General features: G+C 65.0%; 4 protein-coding genes. 1 reads left to right on the top strand and 3 read right to left on the bottom strand.

Annotated features, from left to right (window positions below; all coding sequences use genetic code 11):
• From VHR41_12460 to VHR41_12450, 3 genes are all read right to left on the bottom strand, one after another.
• The coding region (locus VHR41_12460; GenBank protein HEX3235005.1) for a hypothetical protein at positions 1 to 310 on the bottom strand (310 nt) is incomplete at its 3' end.
• 105 nt (positions 311 to 415) lie between these two features.
• The gene (locus tag VHR41_12455; protein HEX3235004.1) at positions 416 to 2,335 is read right to left on the bottom strand and encodes a hypothetical protein; all 1,920 of its coding nucleotides are present in this window, start codon (positions 2,333 to 2,335) and stop codon (positions 416 to 418) included.
• A gap of 550 nt (positions 2,336 to 2,885) precedes the next feature.
• Entirely contained in the window at positions 2,886 to 3,626 is a 741-nt protein-coding gene (locus tag VHR41_12450) for an enoyl-CoA hydratase/isomerase family protein (protein ID HEX3235003.1), read from the bottom strand.
• 145 nt (positions 3,627 to 3,771) lie between these two features.
• Here VHR41_12450 and paaA point away from each other — a divergent pair, with 145 nt between their 5' ends.
• Positions 3,772 to 4,743 carry a 1,2-phenylacetyl-CoA epoxidase subunit PaaA gene (gene paaA / locus VHR41_12445; protein ID HEX3235002.1) on the top strand — a complete coding sequence of 324 codons (972 nt, stop codon included), beginning with the start codon at positions 3,772 to 3,774 and terminating at the stop codon, positions 4,741 to 4,743.
• The last annotated feature ends 4 nt before the right edge of the window (positions 4,744 to 4,747 follow it).

Below are 4,747 nucleotides of genomic sequence, written 5' to 3'. Positions count from 1 at the left end.
CTTCTTCCGACGATCCCGGGGAGGCCGGTTGCCAGGCGATACCGTCCACGGTCACCACGCTGGAATCGCTGGACAGGACGTGGCGCACGATCTGGCCGAGCTTCCGTTGGGCATCGAGCGCCGCCACGCCGGTGGCCTGGTCGGCGGAGGCGGTCAGCGCGTCGGCGAGCCAGGTCAGGAGCTGGATCAGCGTGAGACCGGGGTCCGAGTCGTTCTGATCGGTCCAGGGCGGAGCGTGCGCCCGGACCAGGCTCATGACCTCTCGCGACAGCGCACGCAGGCGCTTGCTGGTAGTGGGCTCCGGATTCATCGATCGTGACACCTTCGGCTGCAGCAGGTCAGAACGTGGCCGCCATCCTCCCAGGAGTCGTCGAAACGCTCTTCATCGAAGAGATTGGTGGCTGTGGCCTTAATCCTAACGTAATGGTTGATCCGGTACCGCTGGAGATCGGTCAGGCCATACTGCCGTAAGCCAACGCATCTTCAGATCGTCGATATAGACCAGATCTCGCTTGTTCTCCAGCTTCACGGAGACTCGATCGCCGGGCCGCACGTCTGGCGGCACGAAGGCGATGAGCTTCACGGGGGACCACGTTCGCGCGCGCCGCACACCATCCTGCACCGTCAGTGTCTGCCACGAATAGGCTTCCTTGTTCCTCTCGAACGCGACAACCACCTGCGCGGTGGCGTTCCGCCAGCTCTGCATCCACACCATTGCCTCCGCGACAACCAGCGACCGCTCCGCCGCCTCACCCGTGACCTCGGGAATGTAGGTGATTCTTCCACTCTGACGATGGCGCCCATCGGTCATACCGCTCCTGCGTCCGCTGAACGCCACGGCCTCCGAGCTTGCCTCGAGGGTGCTCATCGAATCGGCCTGTGCGTCGAAGTCGAGCGTCTTCTCGAACCTGAGGACGTAGTCTGATGGGGGCCTTCTCCGGCGCACCAGCCGGCTGTTGTTCAACGGATATGTCTTCAGTACCACGAAGGAATCGGCGGTGACGGCTGCCCAATCGTCCTCCGTATACAGATAGAAGTCGCTCAGCGGGTGGAGCTTCATTCTTCGGTCGGCCGGGTTCAGCCAGGTGAGGCCATTCACCCGACGATAGAAGTTGATCGGTGCCTCGAATTCCAGGTTGACTCCGAGAACGGTCGGGCGTTCGACTCCGGGCGTGACACCCCTCGCCAGGGCGATATCGACGAGCATCTGCTTCACGTCCGAGTCCAGCTTCCATTCGAGCGCGTAGGTCAGATTCAGGCAGTTGACGAGATGGAGCGTGACGAGGATAGCTGCGACCGGAAGGCAATACCGCCATTGTCTGCCGCTGCGGGCCATCGCGTCGGCCAGCATCACCGCTCCGAAGGTGCCAAGAATGAGGAGATACATCCCGGTGCGGCGCTTCAGGTAGAGAACGCCGAGCAGATGATGCTGGGCCACCAGAGCGAGCACGCAGAGGCACAGCAGGATGACGGTGGCGGGCAGGTAGAGGTCGCGGGGCTGAGGGTGGTGCATGACACGCCGGATCGACACCCACAGCGCGGCGGCCACCAGGAGTATCGCGAGAGCGCCCAACAGTTCGCTCAACCGAAACGATGGCAACCCGAGCAGCGCCGGGTACGGCTTCCCATAAAGTGAGGCATCGAATACGTCGAGGACGGTGTCGTGCCAGAAGCTCGTCGTGCCGCCATAGAAGAATGAGTGGACGCTCCGCAGCTTCCGTATCACGAACGCTGCCGGCACGAGGGAAAGGCCAACGGCCGCCAGCCCCACCGCATTGACTCGCAGGGCGTACGAAGCGCGCTGAAGCAATCCCGATCCGGCAGGCGCAAACAGGAAAGTGGCAAGAACGACGACGATCGTCAGCGAGATGAGGAAATGGATCAGCGTGAGGTGCGCGACAACCGCAAGGATGGCAAAGCCAATGCTCGTCCGGCTGTACCTGACCTCCAGATCTCCCTGGAAGAAGCGATACAGGTACCAGAGGCTCCCCGCCAGCAGCGCATAGGCAAGCCCGTAGCCACGGGCCAGGGAAAAGTAATCCAGCACGTATGGGTTGCCGTTGAGCACGACGAAGGCGGACACCCGCAGGAGCGGTGAAGACAGCTCGTTGCATAGGCGAGCCGTATAGTAGAGGAACAGACCGTATGCCGTCAGCGTGGGAAGCCGCAGGGTGAGCTCGCTCGTGCCCAGCACACCGGTCGTGAGGTAGGTCAGCCAGGTATTGAGGTAGTGATTGTTGGCCGCCATCGCCCGGAAGTGCCCGAAGGGCAACAGCAGGCCTTTGCGGGTGAACTCGAGATAGCTGAACGCTTCGTCCCACGTGATGGGGACCACGGCGGCACGGACGGCTGCATACGCAAACAGTAGGCACGACAACATCGCCAACCAGGTGACTGACTTGGCGCCTTCATGCGAGGGGGAGCGAGGCGTCATCGGGGCTCGACCCGCGTCAGGCCATTCGTTCACACGGAAAGAGCGACTGAGCGCTAACAACTACCGGACGTAGACGTGGCCAGGGTCGGCGGTTGGCGGTTGGCGTTCGATCAATACTATGAGGCGCAGCTATCAGCAGGTCTTGATCGCTCCCGGCCGCAGAGGGCAGTGGCTGGACCGCGTGGTAGAGCGGGAGAGCGGGTGACGTGAGACTATCTCGTCGACAGCTAGTCCCGCAATCTGACAGCATCGTCCAGGGTGTTCTTGGTATTCCCATAGGCCTGGGGCATCGCCTCAAGAGTCCGCACTTGGAGCGCCGCCTGGAAGGCCGCCACGGCCGAGTCGAGAGCAACTTACGACCGACCCTGGAGCGGTCCAGCGCCAGCCAGAACCCTTGAGTAACCGGGAGTTCAGGCACTAACCAGGTACGGCAATGAACGCGGATTCCGAATCAGCTCGAGAGGCGCTCGATCGCCTGCTGGGCGAAGTCAGAGACCACCAGCGTCCCGCTCAGCCTCGCCCGCTCCGCCAGCAGCTCCGGCCAGTGCTCGGTTCCCTGCCAGAAGACTCGCTTCATCGCCGCCGTCGCCTCCGGATTGCTCGCCGCGAGCTGGCGTGCGAGGGTCGCGAGGCGCGCGTCCAGCGCAGCGCCGTCCGGCTGGAGCTCGGCGTAGAGCCCGCGCTGGTGAGCCCACTCCGCGTTCCGCCACGCGGCTGCATCGATGCCCAGCGCGGCATAGTTTCCCACCCCGATCCGGCGCTCGATGACGGGCCCGACCACGAACGGGCCGATCCCGACCGCGAGCTCGCTGAGCTTCACCTGGGCCGCCGTGGTCGCGAGCGCATAATCGGAAGCCGCCACCATCCCCACCCCGCCACCGACCACCTTACCGTGCACCCGAGCCAGGATGAGCTTGGGGCACTCCCGCATCGCGTTGATCAGGTTCGCGAACCCCATGAAGAAAGCGGTGCCGCCCTCGGCGTCGGTGATCGCGGACAGCTCGGCAAAGGACGCGCCCGCGCAGAACGCGCCCGTGCCCTCGCTCCGAAGCACGATCACGCTCGCCTGTGGCTCCTGGCCCAGGGCCGTGATCCGGGCCGCCAACTCGGCGAGGAGAGCACCCGGCAGCGAGTTCCCCTTGGGATGCCCGAAGGTCACGCTGCCGATGCCGTCCGCTAACTGCGTAGTCACCGTACCTGACTCGTGCGTCCGCTGGGTCACGGCTTCCCTTCCCCGACGAGGTCCGATACGATACAACTAGCTAGAAGGTAGCGGGTGGCCCGGGACCGCTCCAGCGACTGCGCCGCCACCCCCTAACTCCAAGAGGCAAGCTAAGGTGCCCACTTCCCCGCCCCTGATCCCGGACGACTCCGCACCCGCCGCCGCGTTCGAGGCCCGGATCGACGCGGGCGAGACGATCGAGCCCAAGGACTGGATGCCGGAACGGTACCGCCACCAGCTGGTGCGGATGATGTCGCAGCACGCCCACTCGGAGATCGTGGGCATGCTGCCCGAGGGCAACTGGATCACCCGCGCGCCCTCCCTGCGGCGCAAGATGTGCCTGCTCGCCAAGGTCCAGGACGAAGCCGGCCACGGGCTCTACATCTACTGCGCCACCGAGACGCTGGGCATTGCCCGCGCCGAGCTGATCGACCAGCTCCTCACCGGCAAGGCGAAGTACTCCAGCATCTTCAACTACCCGACCCTGACGTGGGCGGACATCGGGTGCATCGGCTGGTTCGTGGATGGGGCCGCGATCGTGAACCAGACCGTGCTGGCCAAGGCCTCGTACGGCCCGTACGCTCGGGCGATGATCCGGATCTGCAAGGAAGAGAACTTCCACAAGCGGCAAGGCTACGAGATCGTCGCGACCATGGCCAGCGGCACGCCCGCGCAGCGGGCCATGGTGCAGGATGCGGTGAACCGGTGGTGGTGGCCGACCCTGATGATGTTCGGCCCCAGCGACGTCAACTCCCCCAACAGCGCGGACCTGCTCCGCTGGCGGGTGAAACGGTTCAGCAACGACGAGCTGCGGCAGCGGTTCGTGGATCTGACCGTGGCCCAGGCCCAGGCGGTGAACCTCACGCTGCCCGACCCCAAACTCCGCTACAACGCCGAGACCAAGCACTGGGAGTTCGGCGAGATCGACTGGGCGGAGTTCAAGCAGGTCATCAGCGGCAACGGTCCCTGCAACCGGGAGCGCCTCGCCGCTCGGCGCGCCGCGCACGACGAAGGCGCCTGGGTCCGCGCTGCGGCGGAAGCCTTCGCCGAGAAGCAGCGCCGCCGCAGCGCCGCGCCGGCGGCCTGAGGCC

It is taken from the genome of Gemmatimonadales bacterium (genome assembly GCA_036265815.1).
Lineage (GTDB): Bacteria > Gemmatimonadota > Gemmatimonadetes > Gemmatimonadales > GWC2-71-9 > CAVVWJ01.
This window is presented reverse-complemented; position numbering and strand designations above follow the sequence as displayed.